Origin of the sequence: Kitasatospora sp. NPDC085464 (genome assembly GCF_044541955.1) — a bacterium.
Classification (GTDB): domain Bacteria; phylum Actinomycetota; class Actinomycetes; order Streptomycetales; family Streptomycetaceae; genus Kitasatospora.
The window spans coordinates 1-20,982 of record NZ_JBITTM010000056.1 but is presented as its reverse complement, the minus strand read 5'-3'; the positions used below and the strand labels follow the sequence as shown (position 1 = coordinate 20,982).

The following is a 20,982-nucleotide window of genomic DNA, read 5'->3' as shown; positions in this document are numbered from 1 at the left end:
CCGTGCGGACATCGGCAGTCGGCCCGCTGCGTGGACTGGAGCCGGTCCGGGCGTGCGGGGCGGAGCGTCGACGTGAGGGAGCAGGTGATCCGATGGTTGTCGACTTGATCGTGATCGGTACGGCCATCACCCTGGGGCCGCTGCACAACAGCGCCTTCGTCCTCCTGCTGTCCTCGCGGCGCGGCGTCCACAAGGGGCTCGCCTTCCTGCTGTCCTGGCTGGCCAACCTGGTCGCCGTCGTCGCCTGTGTGCTGCTGCTGACCGGCGGGACGCCACCCGTCCACCACAGTTCGCCGTCGAGCGCGGCCCTCGCCGCCAAGCTCGCGATCGGCGTCGGCCTGGTCGTGTTCGGCGGCTACCGGAGTCGGCAGCCTCCCCGCCCGTACCGGCCACCGAGCTGGGCGGGGCGCGTCGACAACGCCTCGCTCGGCACCGCTGCCGGACTCGCCTGGCTGCTCCAGCCCTGGGCTCTGGTCGGAGCCGGCGCCGCCACGGTCGTCGACGCCGACCTCTCCTCCGTCTACACCTGGCTCGACCTGACCGGCTACTGCCTGCTGGCCACCCTCAGCCTCCTGGTGATGGAGCTGTACACCGTCTGGGCTCCGGAAACCTCCCGCGCCCGGCTCGACGCGCTGCGAACCTGGCTCGAACAGCACCAGGACCAGCTGATCATCACCCTCGCGCTCCTGGCCGGACTCTGGCTCACCGCCAGCAGCATCTACCATCTCGTCACCTGAGGACCCACCGGGCGACCTCGGGCTCGTCACGGCTTCCGGGGTTCGCGGCTCGCTGCTGCCTTCCGACGCGTCGGCGCCGGCACTGGCACTGCCGCTCTCGGAATCCGTGCTGCTGCTGCTCTGGCTGCCGCCTCCGTCCGCGCTTGCACTGGCGCTCGCGCTGGCGCTGGCCTTGGTGCCGGCGTGGCCGGAATCGGAACTGTTGCTGCCGCTGGCCCCGCTCACGTGGCTGGACTGGCTTGGATGACGAGGATCCCTTGGCGGTGGTCCTGCCCGAGCCGGCGGAGCCGCCGGAGGCGGATGTCTCGGTCGAGCCGGACGAACTGGATGAGCTGAACGAGCTGGACGAGCTGGACGAGCTGGACGAGCTGGACGACCTGTGCAGATGGGATGAGCCGGACGACCCCTGCGGACAGGTGTGCGGGTCCGAATGCCTTCAGTCGCCCCGGCCGGTGGTCACGCGGAGTCGTGGGCAGGTCCTGCGTTCGCCGGAACGCGGCACGCGGGCGGCCGGCCTTCCCTAGGGTGTGGGGGAACAGGGATCGAGGGGCGGTGACCGACGTGTCGGTCGGGACGGCACCGGGGGACGAGCCCGGGGACGATGCGTCTCCGCAGGTGCGCAACACCATCGAGGGCGGGCACTTCTTCGGCACCGTGATCCAGGGCAGGCACGTCGAACTGCGACTCACACGGGACCCCGACCGGGCACTGGCCGGCCTGCCGCAGCGTTCCTCCGCCTTCACCGGCCGCGACGAGGAACTCGCCGCGCTCCTCGCGGGACTGGCGCCGGAGACCGTCGGGCGGTCGCCACGCGTCCACGTGGTGGCCGGGCTCGCGGGGATCGGGAAGACCGAGCTCGCCGTCCAGGCCGCCGATGAGGCTCTCCGCAGGAAGACGTGGTTCCCCGGCGGTGTCCTCTTCGTCGACCTGCTCGGTTACGACCCGGACCGCCGCCTGCCCCCCGACCACGCCCTGGACGGCTGGCTGCGCGCGCTCGGCGTCCCGCCCGCGCACATCCCGCCCGGTGTCCAGGACCGGTCCCGGCTCTTCCGCAGCGTCCTGTCGGCCCACGCGGAGGCCGGCCGCCCGGTCCTCCTGGTCGTCGACAACGCCGCCGGCCCCGACCAGGTCCGCCCGCTCCTGCCGGGCGACGGCGTCACCGCGGCGATCGTCACGTCCCGCGACAGCCTCGCCGTCGACGCCCGGCTGCACGAACTCACCGAGCTCGGAGACCGGGCCTCCGTCGGCCTCCTCGCCCACGCCGTGCGCCAGGCCCGCGGCGAGGGCGACACCCGCGTGGCCGACGCCCCCGAGGACGCGGCCGCCGTCGTCCGGCTGTGTGCGGGACTGCCGCTGGCCCTGCGCATCGCCGGCGCGCTGCTCGCGGACAGTCCCGACCGGCCGGTGTCCTCCCTGGCCGAGGCCCTGGCCGCCGACCACACCCGGCTGGAGCGTCTGCAGCACGCGGACCGCGCCGTCCGGGCGGCGTTCGACCTCTCCTACGGGCACCTGGGCGCCGCCCACGCCCGTCTGTTCCGCCTGCTCTCCCTCAGTCCCGGCCCCGACTTCGCCACCGAGTCCGCCGCCGTGCTGGCCGGGGTCGACGACGTCGAGGCCGAGCAGCTCCTCTGTGACCTCTCCCGTGCCCACCTCGTCGAGGTGGCCGGCGTGTGGGGGCGCTGGCGCATGCACGACCTCGTCCGCCTCTACGCGGACGAACAGGGGCGCCTGCCCGTACACGCCACGGCCGACCACCGGGACGCCGCCCAGGGCCGGCTCCACGGGCACTTCACCGCCACCGTCCGTGCGGCCGACTCCCACCTGGCCACGCTGTCCGGTCCGCCCTCGCCCCGCTTTCCCGACCTCGCGACGGCCTTGGCCTGGCTCGATGCCGAACGGCCCAACCTCGTCGCCCTCATCGGCGCCGCCCCACCCCTCGGGCGGCCCGGGACCACGACGGCCCTCGCTCTGGACCTGGCCCGGTACCTCAGTCACCGTCGTCATCTCGACGACTGGCTCGACGTCACCACCACCGCCCTGGAACTCTTCCGGGAAAGCGCCGACCGGCACGGCGAGGCCAGCGCACTGAACCTCCTCGGACTCGCCCTGCTGGAACTGCGCCGGTTCGACGAGGCCCGCGCGGCCCACACACGGGCGGCCGCCGTCTTCCGTGCGCTCGGCCACCACCTCGGCAGGGCCAGGGCACTCAACAACCTCGGTCTCGCCCTGCGGGAGGAACGCCGTTTCGACGAAGCCATCGACACCCTGACCGAGGCGGCCGCCGTCTATGGTGGACTCGGCGACCTCTACGGCGAGGCCATCGTGCTGAGCAACCTCGGCGCCACGATGCGCGAGGAGGGCCGGTTCGACGACGCGGTCGACGCCCATTCCCGGGCGGCCGCGACCTACGCCCGCTGCCACGACCGCCGGAACGAGGCCAGGGCCCTCAACAACCTGGGGCTCGTCCTGCTGGAGATGCGCCGGTTCGACGAGGCCATCGACACCCTCACCGGCGCGGGCAGCACGTTCGGTGAGCTCCAGGACCTCCACGGCGAGGCCACCGTGCTGACCAACCTCGGCGCCGCCCTGAAGGCGGCGGGCAGGATCGAGGAGGCCATCGCCGCTCTCACCCGTGCCGTCGAGGCGCACCGTGCGCTCCACGACCGCCACCGCGAGGGCGGCGCGTTGAACAACCTCGGCCTCGCCCAGCAGAGGGCGGGTCTGACGGGGGCGGCCCTGAACTCCTTCGGCAGCTCCGCGGCGCTGTTCCGCGAACTCGGCGACGACCACAACGCGGCCAAGGCGCTGACCAATCGCGAGCGGGTGCGGGCGCAGGGGCCGCCCAGCCCCGGCCCCGGTGGCGGTGGCGGTAGCGGTGGCGGTGGCGCCGACGGTGTCCCCGGGAGGCGCTGACGTCCCGGCCGCCCCGGGCAGCGGGAGCTCGGCCGATCACCGTGCGCGACGGGGCGGGGGACGGGGGTGGACCGCCGCGCGGCGCGGCGGCGGGCAAACCGCACGATACTGAAGCCATGTCGCAGAACGCCCGCACGCACCACGAGCCGTCGCGTCTCACGGTCAAGGGCCGCGAGGTTCGACTGCGCACCATTGCCATGGCCGTCATCGCGGTCCTGGCCGTCTGGTTCATCGCGGTGAACACCGCCTCGGTGACCATCACCCTGTGGGTCTCCGACGTCACCATGCCGCTCTGGGTCGTCCTGACCGTCACGATCCTCGTCGGCATGCTGATCGGCGTCTTCCTGGCCCGCCGCCGCGCCGCCCGCAAGTCGGCTCGGTCGTGATCCCGGGGCCCGTGGGTCGGCGCCCGGGGGCCCGCGCGGCAGCCCGAACGCGGGCTGCGCCTTTCCGGCGCCCCGGCGCCAGTCCGCCTGCCGCGCGGGTGCGGGGCGCCCGTGTCACACCAGGGCCGCGCCGCCGTCCACCGCGAGCGTGGTGCCGGTGACGTAGGCGTTGGACAGCACGAAGAGATAGGCCGCCGCGGCTTCCTCGGCGGTGCCGACACGCCGTGTGAGCAGCTCGGACCCGGCGCCCTGGAGGAAGGCCTCCGGGTCCGGGACGCTGCCGTCCCACAGCCCGGTGCGGATCACACCGGGCTGGACCACGTTGACGCGCAGCGGGGCGAGTTCGACGGCGAGTGCCCGGGACAGGGCCTCGATGCCGCCGGTGATGCCTGCCGTGAGCACGGTCCCGGACAGGGGGCGGATCGCGAGGACGCCGGAGCTGAAGGTGATCGAGCCGCCGTCGCGCAGTCGCGGTGCGGCGTGCTTGGCGGCGAGGAACGCGCCCCAGAACCGGCGCTCGAAGACGGCCCTGGCCTCCTGCGGGGTGGTGTCGGCCAGCGGCTTGATCAGCAGGGATTCGCCCGCGGTGTAGACGAGGTGGTCGAACTCCCCGACCTGCTCGAAGAACGCGGCGATGGCGTCTCCGTCGGCGACGTCCAGGCGGCGGCCTTCGGCCGGCTCGCCCAAGCGCTTCGTCGCGGCGTCCACGCGGTCCTGGTTGCTGGAGGCGACCACGACGGCCGCGCCGGCCGCCGCGGCCTGTCGGGCCACCGCGAAGCCGATGCCGGAGGTTCCGCCGATGATCACGATCTTCTTGCCGGACAGGTCCATGGGGTCCGTTCCTTCCTCGATCCGGCGCCGGGGTTCGGCGACCGCCGTGGCACGAACGTACGCCGCCACCATCGAGACGGTGAATGCCTTGAAGTCTCGATTCCCTGTCACATCGTCTCGCCGTACAGGGCCTAGAGTGGCGTCATGGACATCCTGAGCGACACCCTCGAAGTCCTGCGCACGGGGCGCCCGATGGTGACTCGCACCGATGCGCACGCCCCGTGGGCCCTGAGGTTCCAACCCGTCTCGGGAGCCGGATTCCACGTGGTGGTGGAGGGACACTGCCACCTGCTGCCACCGCACGGCCGACCGCTCGCGCTCGGGCCCGGCGACATCGTGTTCCTGCAGCGCGGCAGCGGGCACACCCTGTGCGACGTGCCGGGCCGTGAGTCGGTGGACTTCGTCCCGGAGCGCGTGGACCGTTCCTCGCCGATCGGCCAGGTCACCGTGGACGGGCCGGGGCCGCGCACGGTGCTGGTGTGCGGCGCGTACGCGATCGACGTCGACCGCCCGCATCCGCTGTTCGGCGATCTGCCGGAGGTCATCCACCTCCCCGCGGTTCCGGGCCGCCACCCGGTGCTGCGTTCGGCGGTCGATCAGCTGTGCGCCGAGTTCCACGCGCCGCAGCCGGGGTCGGACGCGGTCGTCACGGCGCTCGTCGATCTGCTGCTGCTGTACATCCTCCGGTCGTGGTACGCCGAACTGCCGCAGGAGCGGACCCGGGGTTGGGCGGCCGCGCTGACCGACCCGGCGGTCGCCCCCGCGCTGAAGGCGATCCACGATGATCCCGGCCACCCCTGGACCGTGGAGTCGCTGGGCACCCGCGCCGGGCTGTCCCGCGCGGCGTTCGCCCGCCGCTTCGCCTCGGTGGTCGGCGAGCCGCCGTTGACCTACCTGACCAACTGGCGGATGGCCACCGCGGCGCGGTTGCTGCACCGGTCGCCGGCCCCGCTGAGCACGATCGCGCAGCACACGGGGTACACGTCGGAGTTCGCCTTCGCCAAGGCCTTCAAACGGCACTTCGGATCGCCGCCCGGGGCCTACCGCAAGCAGGTCAGGACGACGGCGGGCGACGAACCACGCGGACACGCCTGACGGTGCGGGGCGGGACGTCACCGCAGCGGACCGGGAAGCGGTGGCCGCTGTCCCGGTACGCCGCGTGCACGCGCGGACGGGGGTCGCTCACCTGAGCAGCGCTTGGAGCTCCGGGAGTCGGCCGAACAGCTCCGGCAGGCCACGCACGCCGTCGCGTGCGGACTCGTGGGACAGCGCGAGGTCGGGGCCGGTGCCCATCTCGACACCGGCGAGGCACCGGAGAATGTTCCACCTGGTGTGTCCCAGCCAGCCCCCGATCGTGTACACGAACCAGCTCGGACCCGGCGGTGGCAGCGCCCCGCCCCCCGCGGCGTAGCCGTCGAGGACCGAGCGGAAGACGGCGGGCCTGATGTCGTCGAAGCCGGGGCCCTTCGCGAGGCTCAGCGCGGTCGAGCCGAGTTCGCCGGACAGGTCGAGCATGCCGGAGAGCTCCCAGTCGAGCACCACCGGCCGGCCCTCCCGGGCCAGCAGGTTCCACGGGTGGATGTCCTGGTGGGTCAGCACGACGGGGCCCGGCCGCTCGCAGGAGTCGACGAAGTGGGCGATCGCGAGGAACGTCCCGACATGGGAGGCGAGTTCGTCGGCCCACGGCTGTCCGGTCGCCAGCGCCCGCGCGGCGAGTTCGGGCCAGTCCCGTGGCGTCGGGTCCTCGGCCGGCACGTGGGGCCAGGCGACGTCGAGCGCGTGGATGCGCGCGAGGATCCCACCGATCTCGAACGCGAACGCCGCCGACACCGGGGCCTCGGGCACCTTCTCGCCCTCGGCCCAGCGGTGAACGAGCGTGCCGTGGTCGGCCGAGATCGGCTCCGGCATCGGGATGCCGGCGGCGAACGCCGCCTGCTCGAACCTGAACACGTCCTCGACGTGATAGGTCAGGCGGCGGTCGGCGAGGTTCAACTCCTTGACCGCGAAGGACCCTTGGTCGGTATCGAGCCGGTACATCCGGTTGGCGAACCCGCCGTGGACGCGGATCATCGGCCCGGTCGGCACGCCGAGATGTGAAAGGTTCACCCCCGCATGCTAGGGCCGGCGGTCCGGCGGTGCACCGGACTTTTGCGCGCCGTTGGCCGCCGGGGAACGGTCGGCCCCGGGCCACACGGGGGACAAGCTGCCTGTCGCGGCCGGGTCAGCCGCGCGGACACCGACAGAATGCCCTGATCGGCAGTCAACCAGGTGCCTTCGGGAGGTCCCCGTGTTCCGTCTCCGTTCCCTTGCGCGGGCCGGGGCCGTCCTGCTCCTCGGGGCCGCGATGGCGGCCGCCGGGCCGAACCCGCGCACATCGGCCGCCGCGGGCCTGCCCGCTGCCGGGCGGCTCCCGGCCCACGTGGTGGTCGAGGACCCCGCCGGCTACGTCGACCCGTACGTCGGCACCCGGGCGGACGCTCCCGACCGAGGCCACGGCGGCGGCGCCGGCAACACCTTCCCGGGGGCGTCGGCGCCGTTCGGCATGATGCAGTGGAGCCCCGACACCGCCACCTACCAGCACGGCGGCTACGCCTACGACGACCCGAGGCTGAGCGGCCTCAGCCTCACCCACATCTCCGGTGCGGGCTGCAGCGACTACGGCACCACCCCGTTCATGCCCGTCCTGGACGGCACGCCGACGGCGTCCTCCGCGTTCTCGCACGCGAACGAGCGCCTCGCCCCGGGCTCGTACGGTGTCACCCTCGACAACGGCATCGGCATCGACCTGGCCGTCACCCAGCGGTCCGGGATCGCCCGCTTCAGCTATCCGGCCGGGCACACCGCGTCCCTCGCCGTCGATGCGGGCCGGGCCTTCAACGCGGCGTCGGGCGAACTCACCGTCGAGGGCTCCACCATCTCCGGGTTCACCGACGGCGGCGGCTTCTGCGGCACGTCCAACCGCTACCGGGTCTACTTCCACGCCGCGTTCGACCGCCCCTTCAGCCACGTGGACGCCGGCGACCGCTCGCCCGACGCCAGGACCGTGGTCTCGTTCGACACCGGCCCCGACCGCGTGGTCACCGCCCGGGTCGGGATCTCCTTCGTCAGCGTCGAGGGTGCCCGCGCCAACCTGGAGAGCGAGCAGCGCGGCGCCCCGCTGGCGGAGGTCCGCGCCCGCTCCCGCGCCCGCTGGAACGACCTGCTGGGCCGGATCGCCGTCGCGGGCGGCACCAGCGAGCAGCGCCGGGTCTTCTACACCGCGCTCTACCACGCCCTGCTGCACCCGAGCGTGTTCAGCGACACCGACGGCCGCTACCCGGGCTTCGACGGCCGGCTCCGCACCACCCGCCGCGGCCACGCCCAGTACGCCGACTTCTCCGGCTGGGACGTCTACCGCTCGCAGATCCAGCTGATCGCACTGATCGCCCCGGACGAGGCCGCCGACATCGCGCAGTCGATCACCGACCAGGGCGACTCGGCCGGCTACTTCGACCGGTGGACCCTGGCCAACGGCGGCACCGGCGTGATGGTCGGTGACCCGCTGCCGACCATGGCCGCCACCGTCCACGCCTTCGGAGCCACCGGCTTCGACGCGGCCCGGCTGCTGCGGCTGGCCCGGCAGGGCAGGGACGACCCGCGCCAACGCCCCGGCCACGAGGCCTACGACACCACGGGATTCGTCCCGGCGGACACGGAAGGGCAAGGCGCGTCCATCACGCTGGAGTACGCGACCACGGACTTCGCGCTGGCCCAACTGGCCGCCCGGCTCGGGGACTCCGCCGCCCGTGACGTCCTGCTGCGACGCTCGGCGAACTGGCGCAACGTCTTCAACGACACCAGCCGCTACGTCCAGCCGCGCGACGCGGACGGCAGCTGGCCCCCCTTCAGCCCCGAGCGGCCCAGCGGGTTCGCCGAGGGGAACTCCGCCCAGTACACCTGGATGGTGCCCCACGACCAGCGCGGCCTGTTCGACGCGATGGGCGGCCGTGCGGCCGCCGTGAACCGGCTCGACACCTTCTTCACGGAGCTCAACGCCGGCTCCCGGGCGCCCTACGCCTACCTCGGCAACGAACCCTCCCTGAACACGCCCTGGGCCTACGCCTACGCAGGCCGTCCGGACCGTGCCCAGGACGTGGTCCGGCGCGCCCTCACCACGCTGTTCACCGACACCCCCGGAGGCGAACCCGGCAACGACGACCTCGGGCAGATGTCCTCCTGGGCGGTGTGGGCCGCCCTCGGCATGTACCCGCAGGTGCCCGGCCGGGCCGAACTCGTCCTGGCCAGCCCCCGGTTCCCCGCCGTCACCATCCGCCGGGGCGACGGCCCCACCATCGACATCAGCGCCCCGGGCGCCTCCGACACCGTCCGCTACGTCCACGCGCTGCGCACCGACGGCCGTCCCACCGGCCGCCCCTGGGTGAGCGAGGACTTCGTCCGCCACGGCGGCACCCTCGCCTTCACCCTCTCCGACACGCCCGCCCCCTCCTGGGGCAGCGACCCGGCCGACGCACCGCCGTCCTTCCCGCCGCCCCCGGCCCCGGCCCCGGCGCAGGTCCAGGCCCAGACTCCGGCGCGGGACCACCGGCCCGGAGGCGCGCGGTGAACCACCGCGGCGCGCCGGTGGCCACGACGGTGAAAACGGGATGCCTCGGCCGGCAGTGGTCGGGTAGCGTGCGGATCATGTCGAGTCCTGAGTCAGACGAGGTGGGGGCTTTCGGTCACGCCGTCAGCCCCCTTCACCACTGAGCTCGTAAGCCCCGTCGTCGAACCGCGTTCTGCGGTCGAACGGGTGCGCCCTCAGGGGGGCCGGCCGCGGTGACGAGATGACCCTCTCGTGCCTCTCCTCGCCCCGGAGCCTCTCGATGCCTCTTCCGCTGTACCTGCTCGCCGTGGCGGTCTTCGCCATGGGCACCTCGGAGTTCATGCTCGCCGGCCTCCTGCCGGACCTCGCCCCGGATCTCGACGTCACCGTCGGCACGGCGGGCTCGCTCACCTCGGCCTTCGCGATCGGCATGATCGTCGGCGCCCCCCTGGTGGCCGCACTCTCCCGCAACTGGCCCAGGCGCGCCGGCCTGCTCGGGTTCGTCCTCGCGTTCTCGGCGGCGCACGCCGTGGGCGCCGTCACCACGAGCTTCCCGGTCCTGTTCGCCACCCGGGTCGTTGCCGCGCTCGCGAACGCGGGGTTCCTCGCCGTCGCCCTGACGGCTGCCGCCACGTTGGTCCCGCCCGACAAGAAGGGACGCGCGCTGGCCGTGCTGCTGTCAGGCACGACGACGGCCACCATCGCCGGTGTCCCCGGCGGCTCGGTGCTCGGCACCCTGCTCGGCTGGCGGGCCGCGTTCTGGGCCGTCGCCGCGCTCTGCCTGCCCGCTGCTCTCGGCGTCCTGAAGGGCATCCCGGCGGGACGCGCGGAGGAACGGACCGCCGGCGGGCCGACCCTACGAGCGGAACTCGCCCAACTGGCAAGGCCGAGGCTGGTCCTGGTGATGCTGCTGGGTGCGCTGGTGAACGCGGCGACCTTCGCCGGCTTCACCTTCCTCGCCCCCGTCGTGACCGGCACCGCCGGGCTGAGCGAGCTGTGGATCCCCGTCGCGCTGGTGCTCTTCGGTACCGGGTCGTTCGGCGGCGTCACCGTCGCCGGTCGACTGTCCGACCGGCACCCCGGGCCGGTCCTCGCGGTCGGCGGCCCGCTGCTGCTCGTCGGCTGGCCGGCACTGGCCGTGCTGGCGGACCAGCCGGTCGCCCTGCTGGCCCTCGTGTTCGTCCAGGGTGCCCTGTCGTTCGCGCTGGGCAGCACCCTGATCACCCGGGTCCTCTACGAAGCCGCAGGAGCACCCTCCATGGCGGGGTCGTACGCGACCGCCGCACTCAACGTCGGCGCCGCCGCCGGCCCCCTCATCGCCGCGACCACCCTCGGCACCGGAGCCGGGAACCTCGCGCCGCTGTGGTCGAGCGGATTCCTGGTCGCCGTCGCGCTGCTCCTCGCGATCCCCCTCCGCAGTGTGGTCGCGGCCGGCCGAAGCGCGGAGGTGCTCCGGTGACGCGGGCGAACGCCGAGAGCCCACGTCCTGCGTCCCGCGTCGAAAGCGGCCCCCAGGACGTGGGCGCTCGCGGCCGGCGCCCCCGCCCCGTCGAGCGCCCGGGCGGATCACGCCCGCGCGAACTCCAGGACGGCGATCCCGCCGAGGACGGTGACCGCGGCCGTCAGCCGTAGCCGCCCGAGGCGCTCGCGGAACACCACGGTGGCGATCAGCGCGGCGATCACGATGCTGGTCTCGCGCAGCGCCGCGACCGACGCCAGGTTGCCCCGGGACTGCGCCCAGACCACCAGGCCGTACGCCGTCAGCGAGAGCACCCCGCCGAGGATCCCGACCGGCAGCATGCTGCGCACCCCGGTGAGCAGGGCGCGGCCGCGCCGGGCCCAGACGACCGCGACGAGCGTCGGCCCCTGGAGCAGGAACAGCCAGGCCACGTAGCCGCCGACAGTGCCGGCGTGCCGGACGCCGCTGCCGTCCAGCACCGTGTAGCCGGCGATCATCGTGCCGGTACCGGCGGCGGCCGCGAGAGCGGGCAGTTGCGCCCGCCCGGGTATGCCCTGGGCGAAGGCCAGCCCGATCAACCCGCAGGAGATCACCACCACACCCGCCAGCTCGCCCACCCCCAGGTGCTGGCCGAGCACCGTCACCGACAGCAGCGCGACCAGCAGCGGCGCCGAGCTGCGGGCTATCGGGTACATCTGCCCGAAGTCGCCCAGCTGGTACGCCCGCAGCAGCAGGACCGTCGAGATCGTCTGGACCACCGTGGAGGCCAGCAGGTACGGCCAGGCCGCGGCGGCCGGCAGCGGATTGACCGCGACCAGCACCAGGGCGCAGGCGGTGTAGGTCAGGTTGATCAGCGCGAATCCGACCATCTTGTCCGGGATCCGGTGCGCCAGCCCGTTCCACACGGCGTGCAGCACGGCGGCCGTGAGCACGGCCAGCGGCACGGCCGACCCGATTTCTGACATGGCGAAGCTCCCCTCCCGTCAGCCTGCCGGACTCCCGGCAGTGCTTGGAACCGAATTCCACGGTATCCTAGATCCATGGAAGAAGGTTCCGAAATTTTCACGCCCCTGGAATCCCAGCTGGCCGCGCAGATCCGGGCCCGCCTCGGCGAGCTGCGCGGCACGGAGGCGAGGGTCGCCCAGGTGGTCCTGGACCGGGGCACCGCCCTGGTGCACCTGAGCGTCAGCGACGTCGCGGCGCTGGCCGGAACGGCCCCCTCCTCCGTGGTCCGGGCCTGCCAGCGGCTCGGCTTCCGCGGCTTCCAGGAGCTCAAGATCGCCGCCGCCCTGCACGCCCCCGCCGCCCCCGCCCCGGGGCCGGCCGCGGACACCGACGACCCCGCCGCCCGGGCGCTCGCCGACACCCTGCGCGCCGCCCGGGAGGCCCTGGAGGGCATCACCGCCACCCTCGGCCCCGACGACCTGCGAGCAGCCGCCGAGCTGCTGAACGACGCCCCCCGGGTGCTCCTGGTCGGCACCGGACTGTCCGGCGCGGTGGTGCTCGACCTCGCCTACCGGCTGCGCGCGCTCGGCCTGCTGGTGGACGCCCCGGCCGACTCGATGACCGCCCAGCTGGTGGCCACCGGGCTCCCCGCGGGCGCCGTCTGCCTGGCCGTCAGCCACACCGGCGCCACCCACAGTGTGGTGGCCGCCGCCCGCAGCGCCCGGGCCGCCGGCGCCGAGGTGCTGGCGCTCACCAGCTACGCCCGCTCACCGCTCACCGAGACGGCGACCTGCGCCCTGATCGCGGGCGGCCAGGACCTGGTCTTCGGCCTGGAGACCACGGCCAGCCGGCTCGCCCACCTGGCCGCCGTGGACGCGCTCGCCCAGACCCTGCTGGCGCTGCGCGGACCGCGCGCCGAACAGGCCCTGCTGCTCGCCGCGGACGTCTGCGCGGACCACGTCTACTGACGCTGCGTCAGATCGTTTTCCGGCGCGGCTTCGCGGAGCCGCGACGACGGCGGACGGGAGGGATGTGCGGCGGGACGGCATCACGCGGCCCTTCCGATCCCTTCCGACGTCGGAGGAGCCCGCTGCCCGGCTCGGCGATGGCCGGTCGGGGTCCGGGCCTGGGCCTGGGCCTGGGTCCGGCCGCGGTCCGGGTCCGAGTCCGGGTCCGGGTCCGACCGCGTCGGCGGGTCGCCCCTCCCCGGTCGCCCCGGTGTCACCCCATGGGGCGATGCGAGCGACCGTCACACCTGCGGGGACGCTACTGCCAGCGGAACGCGCGGCTGTCGTAGTAGTTCCGACTTTGCGTCAACTGGTCTCCGGGGCCCGGATGATCGGCTTCGGGCCAGTGCTTCAGACCGAACAGCAGACCGCTGCCGGCGTTGATCACCATGCCGTTGTCGCAGAGCGTCCACACCTGGTCCTTGCCCCCGTCCGCACAGTTCTCCTGGACGAGCGGGGCGCCGTCGGTCGTGCTGCCGCCGGTGCCGACGCATCGGCCGGTGCCGGTGTTCTTGATCTGGAAGCCGCCGGCGGCGGGCAGCAGGAGCCAGGCCTGCCCGGCGGTCCGGTTGCAGGCGCGTTGGGTGAGGGCGCCGCCGGGGTCGGCCTGAGCGCACAGGCCGGTCATGCCGTTGACCATGGTCCGCGAGCCCGTCAGCGGAACCCCGGCCGTGGTGGAGGGCGCAACGGTGACGGACGGGACGACGGTGACGGAAGGGGTGGCGTTGACGGAAGGGGCGGCGTTGACGGGCGGCTGGGCCTGGGGGGTGAGGGCCTGGCTCGCGGGCACCTCCGGCGACGCCTGGACCGGGACGGCCGCCAGGGGGTCGGCCTGCCGGGGAGTGTGCTCCGACGGTGGCGCGAGGGCGACGACGGCGACAGCGGTCGCGCCCGCGACGGCCGTCGCCCAGGCCGCCTTGGTGGCGCCGGCGCGCACGACGCCCGCCTTGGCGGCGGCCAGGTGGATCCCGTGCCCCGCCGCGGACGACCAGAGAGCGTGGGGGCTCCAGAGCAGGATGCCTGCGGGAAGGATCGCGCCGAGGCGGCCGTTGAGGTCCCGCAGGTCGCGGTCGGCGCGGGTGCAGTCGGCGCAGGACCGGAGGTGGCGGTCGAGGTCGCGGGCCGCCCGCTTGTCCGGTCGGCGTATCGAGGCGGCGAGCAGGCCGCCGAAGTGACGGCACTCGTCGCTCGCGGCCCGGTCGAGGTGGGCGCGCAGGTAGGCCTCGCGCAGGCCTTCGCGGGCGCGGGCGACGAGGGAGCCGATACCGCGGGCCGTGATGCCCAGACGCCTGGCGGTCGCGGCGGCCGGCTCGTGCTCGACCAGGGCGTGCCACAGCACGGCCTGCCAGCGCTCGGGCAGCGAGCGGTAGGCGCGCAGGACGAGTGAACCCTCTTCGGCGGCGAGCACGGCGGCCTCGACGTCCTGGCCCGCGGGCAGGGTGTCGGCCCAGGCCTCGAAGTCGTCCGACAGCCGGGTGCGGTTGCCCTCGCGCGCCCAGTCCACGGCGGTGTGGCGTACGCAGGTCAGCAGGTAGGGGCGCCAGGCGTGTTCGGGTCCGCCGCCGGCGGTGACCGAGCGGTAGGTGCGGGCGAAGGCCTCGGCGGCCAGGTCCTGGGCGGTGGCGGCGTCCCGGCAACAGGTGCGCGCGTAGGCGAGGACGGCCGCGTGGTGACGGGCGAACACCTCGCCCATGACGTCCGGGACGGCCGGTCCCGCAGCGGCCGCCGGCGCGCGCAGCAGTCCGGCGAGCTCGGCATCGGTCAGGTCGGTCAGATCCGTCCGAAAGACCGTCGTCAGTACGCTCAACGCTCGCTCCGATCTGCTCGCCGAGGGGCGTTCGGGTGGGGACGGGCGGCTTCGTCGCCGCGGGGAACCGGCGGTCGTCCCGGCCGGATAGCGGGCAAGTGTGCCACGCCCGTCGGGCTGCCGGAGGCCGCGCGAAGGACGCGGGGCGGGCGCTCGGCGGCCCGGTCGTGGGGGACGGGCCGACCGGGGGCCGGGGCCCTCCGCAGCGGACCGTCGTCCCGGGGGCGCGCGCGGCAGGGCTCGTCGGCATACGGACCGCCGGTGAGCGGGCGTGACGGAAACCGGTTCGGTAAAGCCTTGGCAAAGCCGCGGGTCGTCGCGGGCCCCGCCCGGTCTCGCCCTCAGGAACCGAGACACAGGAGGCATCACGTCATGACGATCAGTCGGCGCCCGATCCACCGGGCCGAAGAGCCGAGCACGGCACCCCGCACGTCCCCGACCCACTCGACCAGTCTGCCGCCGGACTCAGCCCAGGAACTCACCGGCGCCGCACGCCGCCCGCGGCGGGTGACGCCCGCCGTCCTCGCCCTCACCGCCGCGAGCGTCCTGACGCTCTCCACGACGGCCCTCACCACCACCCCGGCCGCGGCCGATCCCGGGCTGCAGAAGATCGACCGGCACGTCGTCGTCCTCGTCAACCTCGCCAACGCCCGCCTGGCGAGCCCCGATGCGGACCACTCGGACGCCCGCAGCCACTTCTTCGGGCAGAGCGGATCCCTGGCCTCGTACTACGCCGCCAACTCCGGGGGGCTCCTAGGCGTGGTGCCCGCGAAGGACGACGGCGTGCTGGGGCCGTTCGACCTCGCCATGGACGGCTCCACCTGCGACACCGGCAAGATGGCCGAACTCGCCCGCAAGGCGCTGCCGTCCGGCCTGGCCTACGACCACCTGTCGATCGTCATGCCGAGCAACAAGGCCTGCGACTGGTGGGGCCTCGGCAACCAGCCCGGCAACGTGACCTGGTTCCAGGAGGGGGCGGTCAAGGACGTGGCCGCCATCGCCCACGAGATGGGCCACAACCTCGGCTTCGCCCACCAGGAACGCCAGGTGTGCACGCCGGGCAGCTTCACCTCCTGCACCGCCGACGGCTACAGCAGGCGGACGCCCATGGGCGCGGGCGGCGAGAAGAAGGGCCTCTCCGCTCCCGAACTGATCGCGCAGAAGTGGCTGCCCGGCGGGCAGGTCACCACGCCCACCGCCGCCACCACCGTGCACCTCACCCCCCTGCACGCCGCCGCGGACACCGCCGGGGTGCGTGCCGTCGACCTCCCCCTCGGAAGCGGCGGCGACCGGATCGTCGTCGAGTACCGCACTCCCGGCGCCACCACCCCCGACCTGGACGTCGCGAAGGGCGTCGACGTCTACCGCGTGCCCAAGGGCCAGTACGACCACGCCGTCATGATCGGAAACGGCAAGCAGGACGACAAGGCGACCGCCGGCTCGTTCACCGGGACGGTGGCCCTCACCGACACCGCGACCGGCCTGTCCCTCAGCGTCACCGGCGCGACCGCCACCGGCGCCGACGTCCAGATCCGGTTCGGCTCCGGCACCACCCCCAGCCCCGGCCCGACCCAGAGCGCCACACCCACCGGTCCCGCCCCGGGCACCACCACCGCCAAGCCCGGCTCCGGGACGACCCCGACGGGCACCGCCGTACCGACGCCCACCCACCGGGCACCCTCCCCGACCGCGACCGCCGGCGACGGTGCCGCCGACATCGGCACCACGGGTCTGCCGACGCCGCCCGCCGGCACCACCGCGACCGGCACCGACTCGCTCGCCCACACCGGCGCCAAGGTCACCGTCCCCGCCCTCGCCGGCAGCGTGCTGGTCCTGGCCGGCGGCACCACGGCGGTCCTCCTGCGCCGGCGCCGCACCCAGCACCGCAAGCACTGATCGGGCCTCCCCTCCGAGAAGACCCGCGGCGGACCGCAACCCGGCCACGGCCCCTCCGGGGCCGGCACCGGTCCGCCGTCGGGCCCCACTCCCCCGGCGAAGCAGCCTTCGCCGGGCGGATCAGCAACCGCCCATCCCAGGATCGAGGCCATCCGTGCCAGAACCAGCCGCCGCCCCGCCCCCGGGCACCGCGCACAGCCGCCGGTCGCCCGCCAGAGCACTCACGACCCGTCACCACCACGGCGAGCACGGCCCGCCCGGCCCGGGTGACACCACCCCCCGTACCCGGGCCGCGAACACCGCCGAGAAGGCCTCGCCGATCCTCCAGGCCTTCCGGCAGCTCCCCGAGGCCGTCCGGGCCGAGCTGGCGCGACACCTCGAAGCGCCGACCGAAGCGGACCCCGGCACCTCGTCCGCCGACGGCCGCATCGTCCCCGTCCCCGTCCCCGTCCCCGTCCCCGACCCCCGGCTCGTACGGCGGTTCTACGACACCCGCCTGCGGTTCCACGCACTGCACACGCCCCGCCGCGACTGCCGCCAACTCGTCGCCAGGCTCGGCGACACCGTCCTGCGCGGCCACCGGGACGACCACCTCCTCGAAGTCCACCTGGCCCGGTGCACGGACTGCGACCGCACCCGCACCCGCACCGAGCTCACCGCCATCCACGCCTGGCAGCGCACCACGCTCCAGCGCGCGCTACTGCCGGGGACCGGTGGCCCCGCGCCGGGCCCGTCGACCGCGACGGCCGCGCAGTCGGCTCCGGAGGGGTCGCACCCGGCTACGTCCGTCCGCGCCCCTCGGGCCTCTCCGCGAAGACGCCGTCCCGCTGCCGCCGGCCACCGCCCGCGCCCTTCCGACCGGACCATCATGGTCGGCCTCATCGTGCTGGGCCTCGGTGTCCTGATCGTGGCGGCGGCCGCGGCCGCCGCACCCCAACTGCCCGCCCCGCCCGATACTGCCGCGCACCCGGCTCCTCCTGCGAACCCGCCGTCGGGCCCGCCATCGAACCCGCCGTCGGTCTCGTCCCCGGCCCGGCCGCCCGCCTCCCCGGGGGTGCCGCCTCCCCCGTCACCGTCACACCCGGGATCGCCGACCGCCGCGGCCCCGGGCCGCTCCGGTGCCGCACCCGGACCGTCGGCGCGGGCCGACTCCTCCGGGGCGCCGCCCACCGGTCAGCCGGCCGGGACGACAGGGCTCCGCCTCGTCAACCTGCGCAGCGGCCTCTGCGTCACCCCCGGCGACGGTGACGGATCCGGCGTCCGCCTGGAGACCTGCACCGGCGGCGACGCGCAGCGCTGGCGGCTCGTCCGCGACGACGCGGACGGTCTCTACCGGATCCGCCACGCGGCCGACGAGCGATGCCTGGACGGGACCAGCGGCGGGGGCAACACCGTCGCCGCCGTCCTGCGGGACTGCCTCGCCGGCCGCCGGGAGCAGCTCTGGACCGTCCTTCCGGACAAGGACTCCGGTGCCTTCCGCATCCGCTTCGCACCACCGGTCGGATCCAGCGACTACGGCGAGCACCTGCTCGGGCCCCGCGACATCTGGCCCGGGCCGGCCAAGGCCGACTCCCCCTCGTCCACCAACCGAACTACTACGGCAAGGACGACTTCCTCTTCACCTCGTCGAACTGACCGCGACTGACCGTCACGGACGGTCGTCGTGGGAGCGGCCTTCGTCGGCCGGGGCGCGGGGCAGCTGTTCCTGGTAGGTCCAGCCCGGTTCGGTGAACCGTTGCTGCAGCCCTTCGTCCGGCAGGCCGCTCCCCCACCGTTCGCTCATCACCTGCGGGGCCGTCAGGTCGGCTGCCTCGGTTTCCGTTTCGTGCACGGTGCTCACTGTGTCAGCCGGGGCCGCGGCTGTGCCAGAGGGGTTTCGGTCGGGCGATGGGCGGCCGGCGGCGCGCACGCGGGGTACCCCGTCGTCTCCGATTGCCTACGAACCTGTGAGTCCGTGTCCGAACTTGATGCGATTTCCGGCCCGTTCTCCGTCACACCCACCGGTGAACGAGCCCCGAAGCGGGGGCGTGTACGACCGGTCGCCGCTCTCCTGGGGGTCCTGTCCGGATCGGGCGTCCGCCCGCCGACCACGAGAGTGAGGCCCCAGGTGGGGATGACAAGACGAAGGACGCGCGTCGCGCGGGCCGCGGTGCTCACCGTCGCGCTGACCGTCAGCGGGGTGCTGACGGCGCCCGCGGCGTACCCGCAGAGCGCGGACGGAGCGGTGACGGTCCGGGTGGTCCGGGCCGTCGACGCCACGGGTGCGTGGACGCCCGCGCTGGAACCGGGCCTGGCGGGCGTGCGGGTGACCCTGACCGGCGGGAGCCGGGTCCACGTCGAGGGCACCACCGCAGCCGACGGGACGGTGACGCTGGCACCGCCGCGGAACCGGGACCGCGGCGGCAAGTACCGGGTGCAGGTGGTGAATCCGAAGCCCGGCGTGCTGTTCCCCGCCTTCGCCTCGCGGGAGGGACTGGACGGGGCGCCCGACCGGCTCAGCTCCAACCTTGAGTTCGTCGACCTCTCCGACGGCCGGAACGTCTCGTACACCACGGGCCTGTGGAGCCCCGGCGACTACTGCCAGAAGAACGCCCCCCTGGTGACGACCTGCCAGAACACCACGTGGGAGGGCGGCGCGCAGCGCACGCTGGTGTCCTTCCCGTACGGTGCGCGCGGCCAGGACGGCGTGGACGTGACCGTCACGGACATCGCCACCGACGCGGAGACCGGCACGCTGTTCGGCATCGCGTGGAACAGGGCCGACGGGCGGGTGTTCTCCTCGGCGGCGGCCAAGCGCAGCACCGGCTACGGCCCGGGCGGCTCCGGCGGGATCTACGTGACCGACCTGGCGCAGAGGCGGACCACGCTGTTCACCACCGTCCCGGACGCCGGAAGCACGGCGCACGGGCCGGGGACGGACGACGCGTTCCTGACGGTGCCGGGCAAGGAGAGCCTCGGCGGGCTCAAGGTGACGGACGACGGCAGGGACCTGTTCGTCGTCAACCTCAACGACCGCCGGCTGTACCGCTACGACGCCACCGCGGCGACCGCGTCGTCACCGAAGGCCGTCTACCCCGTCCCCGACCCGGGCTGCCCCTCGGCTGGTGACTGGCGCCCCTTCGGCCTGGGCTTCCAGGACGGGACCGGCTACCTCGGCGGTGTCTGCTCGGGCGAGTCGACGGGCGCGGTGTCGGACCTGCGGGCGGTCGTGCTGCCCTTCGACCCGGCCACCGGCCGGTTCCGCCCGGCCGTGCTGGACCAGCCGCTGGACTACCCTCGCCAGTCGACCGTCGGCGCGGGCCCGTGCGACGGCGCCGGCTGGTTCCCGTGGACGGACACCTACCCCACCGCGCAGAACGGCCAGACCTGCTCCGGCTTCCGCGCCCAGCCGGAGCCGGAGCTGGGCGAGGTCGGTTTCGAGGCGGACGGTTCGATGCTGCTGGCCTTCCGCGACCGCTTCGCCGACCGGGCGACGGGCCAGGCGGCGGCGGGCGCCCCCGTCGGGCAGGTCCTGTCGGGCGGTGATCTGGACAAGGCCTGCCCGGTGAACGGCACCTACGTGCTGGACACCGACAACGGCTGTGGACTCTCGCCCCGGGGCACCCGCTTCTTCGACACCAGCCGGATGGGCTTCCACCACAACGCGGCCTACGCCGGGATGGCGCTGTCCAAGGTCGAAAGCACCCTCGGGATCTCCGGGTTCGACCCCAACAGCACCGCCTTCGGCTACGGCACGTCGTTCCTCCAGCGGGCGGACGGCAAGCAGGACCCGGCGTTCGGACTGCGCCTCAACCCGGCGAACGTCCCGGCGCCGTTCGGCAAGGGCGCCTCGATGGGCGACCTCGAAGTGCTCTGCGACCGGGCGCCGCTGCAGATCGGCAACCGGGTCTGGTACGACCCCGAGCGCGAAGGCATCCAGGAACCCGGCCAACTCCCCGCGCAGGGCGTCACCGTCCACCTGTACGACCGGTCGGGCGGGCTCGTCGGAACCACGACGACGACGGCACGCGGCGAGTACTACTTCGACGACTCGAACGTGGACGGCGGCCTCGCACCGCACACCGCGTACACGATCCGGCTGGACAACCCGTCCGACTACGCCGAGGGCGGTCCGCTCCACCGCTGGGTGCCCACCCGGCACGACGTCGGTGACGATCCCTTCGTCAACTCCAAGGGCATCGCCCCGCCGGGAGAGCACTATCCCGAACGGGCCCTGACCACCGGCGGCCCCGGCGAGAACGACCACACCCTCGACTTCGGCTTCCGACACTGCGGGTGCGGCCACTGACAACCCCCTGGTGGCGGGGGGGGGGGGGGGGGGGCCCCCCCCCCCCCCCCCCCCCCCCCGCCCCGCGGCGCGCCCCCCCGCCCCCCCCCCCCGCGCCCAGCCAGGCTGTGGGAGAAACACAACCAAACCCA

General features: G+C 74.1%; 17 protein-coding genes. 12 read left to right on the top strand and 5 right to left on the bottom strand.

Annotation, left to right across the window (positions count from 1 at the left end; translation table 11 throughout):
- Window positions 1-92 precede the first annotated feature (92 nt).
- From ACIGG8_RS35895 to ACIGG8_RS35875, 5 genes are all read left to right on the top strand, one after another.
- The gene (locus ACIGG8_RS35895; RefSeq protein ID WP_396552815.1) at window positions 93-737 is read left to right on the top strand and encodes a GAP family protein; all 645 of its coding nucleotides are present in this window, start codon (window positions 93-95) and stop codon (window positions 735-737) included.
- A 106-nt stretch (window positions 738-843) separates the two neighbouring features.
- Window positions 844-984 (top strand): hypothetical protein, encoded by a 141-nt coding sequence (locus tag ACIGG8_RS35890; RefSeq protein WP_396552814.1) that lies wholly within the window; start codon window positions 844-846, stop codon window positions 982-984.
- A 16-nt stretch (window positions 985-1,000) separates the two neighbouring features.
- Window positions 1,001-1,261, top strand: coding sequence for a hypothetical protein (locus ACIGG8_RS35885; RefSeq protein ID WP_396552813.1), 261 nt, complete (start codon window positions 1,001-1,003; stop codon window positions 1,259-1,261).
- Between the two features lie 28 nt (window positions 1,262-1,289).
- A complete protein-coding gene (locus ACIGG8_RS35880; RefSeq protein ID WP_396552812.1) occupies window positions 1,290-3,650 on the top strand; it encodes an ATP-binding protein in 2,361 nt (786 codons plus the stop codon).
- Window positions 3,651-3,766: 116 nt separating this feature from the next.
- Window positions 3,767-4,036 (top strand): LapA family protein, encoded by a 270-nt coding sequence (locus tag ACIGG8_RS35875; RefSeq protein WP_350522402.1) that lies wholly within the window; start codon window positions 3,767-3,769, stop codon window positions 4,034-4,036.
- A gap of 114 nt (window positions 4,037-4,150) precedes the next feature.
- Here ACIGG8_RS35875 and ACIGG8_RS35870 read toward each other — a convergent pair whose 3' ends face one another.
- Complete coding sequence (locus ACIGG8_RS35870) at window positions 4,151-4,867, bottom strand: SDR family oxidoreductase (RefSeq protein WP_396552811.1); 717 nt, start codon at window positions 4,865-4,867, stop codon at window positions 4,151-4,153.
- A 144-nt stretch (window positions 4,868-5,011) separates the two neighbouring features.
- Here ACIGG8_RS35870 and ACIGG8_RS35865 point away from each other — a divergent pair, with 144 nt between their 5' ends.
- Window positions 5,012-5,962 (top strand): AraC family transcriptional regulator, encoded by a 951-nt coding sequence (locus ACIGG8_RS35865; RefSeq protein ID WP_396552810.1) that lies wholly within the window; start codon window positions 5,012-5,014, stop codon window positions 5,960-5,962.
- 87 nt (window positions 5,963-6,049) lie between these two features.
- Here the strand turns inward: ACIGG8_RS35865 and ACIGG8_RS35860 are convergent, their stop codons facing one another.
- Complete coding sequence (locus ACIGG8_RS35860) at window positions 6,050-6,973, bottom strand: phosphotransferase family protein (protein WP_396552809.1); 924 nt, start codon at window positions 6,971-6,973, stop codon at window positions 6,050-6,052.
- Between the two features lie 181 nt (window positions 6,974-7,154).
- Here ACIGG8_RS35860 and ACIGG8_RS35855 point away from each other — a divergent pair, with 181 nt between their 5' ends.
- Complete coding sequence (locus ACIGG8_RS35855) at window positions 7,155-9,470, top strand: GH92 family glycosyl hydrolase (RefSeq protein WP_396552808.1); 2,316 nt, start codon at window positions 7,155-7,157, stop codon at window positions 9,468-9,470.
- Window positions 9,471-9,729: 259 nt separating this feature from the next.
- Window positions 9,730-10,908, top strand: coding sequence for a Cmx/CmrA family chloramphenicol efflux MFS transporter (locus ACIGG8_RS35850; protein WP_396552807.1), 1,179 nt, complete (start codon window positions 9,730-9,732; stop codon window positions 10,906-10,908).
- Window positions 10,909-11,015: 107 nt separating this feature from the next.
- On the opposite strand, the gene ACIGG8_RS35845 is transcribed toward ACIGG8_RS35850, so the two are convergent.
- The gene (locus ACIGG8_RS35845) at window positions 11,016-11,873 is read right to left on the bottom strand and encodes an EamA family transporter (protein WP_396552806.1); all 858 of its coding nucleotides are present in this window, start codon (window positions 11,871-11,873) and stop codon (window positions 11,016-11,018) included.
- 75 nt (window positions 11,874-11,948) lie between these two features.
- Here ACIGG8_RS35845 and ACIGG8_RS35840 point away from each other — a divergent pair, with 75 nt between their 5' ends.
- Window positions 11,949-12,821: a MurR/RpiR family transcriptional regulator gene (locus ACIGG8_RS35840; RefSeq protein ID WP_396552805.1), complete on the top strand. Its 873-nt coding sequence runs from the start codon at window positions 11,949-11,951 to the stop codon at window positions 12,819-12,821.
- A 298-nt stretch (window positions 12,822-13,119) separates the two neighbouring features.
- Here the strand turns inward: ACIGG8_RS35840 and ACIGG8_RS35835 are convergent, their stop codons facing one another.
- Window positions 13,120-14,667, bottom strand: a complete 1,548-nt coding sequence (locus tag ACIGG8_RS35835; RefSeq protein ID WP_396552804.1) for a sigma-70 family RNA polymerase sigma factor — start codon at window positions 14,665-14,667, stop codon at window positions 13,120-13,122.
- 372 nt (window positions 14,668-15,039) lie between these two features.
- Here ACIGG8_RS35835 and ACIGG8_RS35830 point away from each other — a divergent pair, with 372 nt between their 5' ends.
- A complete protein-coding gene (locus ACIGG8_RS35830) occupies window positions 15,040-16,563 on the top strand; it encodes a hypothetical protein (protein ID WP_396552803.1) in 1,524 nt (507 codons plus the stop codon).
- Between the two features lie 154 nt (window positions 16,564-16,717).
- Complete coding sequence (locus tag ACIGG8_RS35825) at window positions 16,718-18,208, top strand: RICIN domain-containing protein (RefSeq protein ID WP_396552802.1); 1,491 nt, start codon at window positions 16,718-16,720, stop codon at window positions 18,206-18,208.
- A gap of 3 nt (window positions 18,209-18,211) precedes the next feature.
- On the opposite strand, the gene ACIGG8_RS35820 is transcribed toward ACIGG8_RS35825, so the two are convergent.
- On the bottom strand, window positions 18,212-18,394 hold the full coding sequence (locus ACIGG8_RS35820) for a hypothetical protein (RefSeq protein WP_396552801.1): 183 nt from the start codon (window positions 18,392-18,394) through the stop codon (window positions 18,212-18,214).
- A 282-nt stretch (window positions 18,395-18,676) separates the two neighbouring features.
- Here ACIGG8_RS35820 and ACIGG8_RS35815 point away from each other — a divergent pair, with 282 nt between their 5' ends.
- Window positions 18,677-20,851 (top strand): SdrD B-like domain-containing protein, encoded by a 2,175-nt coding sequence (locus ACIGG8_RS35815; RefSeq protein ID WP_396552800.1) that lies wholly within the window; start codon window positions 18,677-18,679, stop codon window positions 20,849-20,851.
- The last annotated feature ends 131 nt before the right edge of the window (window positions 20,852-20,982 follow it).